The following is a 300-nucleotide window of genomic DNA, read 5'->3' on the forward strand; positions in this document are numbered from 1 at the left end:
AAGTTGTAGTCAGTCGTCGCGCTGGCGCTATTACCGGCGATGCTCGCTAACGATAAGTTGTTGATGCTGACATTGCTTGCATTAGCAACGTGAGCACTGTTGTAAGCGGCGCTTAAGTTCGAGAGCGTTAAGGTATCGCCAGCGATCAGGCCACTCACACTGTAGTTGCCTGAAGTAATGCTGATGTTGGCACTGCCGTCATAGACCTTACTGATATTACCGGTGGCGCTCAAGGTGACGTTAGCGGCGCTGATCGTGGAGCTATTCCAGGTCAGGTTGGTCGTTTGTAAGTTGTAGTCA

The 300-nt window shown here is 51.0% G+C and carries 1 protein-coding gene; it reads right to left on the reverse strand.

Annotated features, from left to right (window positions below; genetic code table 11):
• Positions 1-300, reverse strand: a 300-nt coding sequence (locus ICN18_RS10370) for a YDG domain-containing protein (RefSeq protein WP_216190514.1), incomplete at both ends; no start/stop codon positions are given.

Origin of the sequence: Polynucleobacter parvulilacunae, from assembly GCF_018881715.1 — a bacterium.
Lineage (GTDB): Bacteria > Pseudomonadota > Gammaproteobacteria > Burkholderiales > Burkholderiaceae > Polynucleobacter > Polynucleobacter parvulilacunae.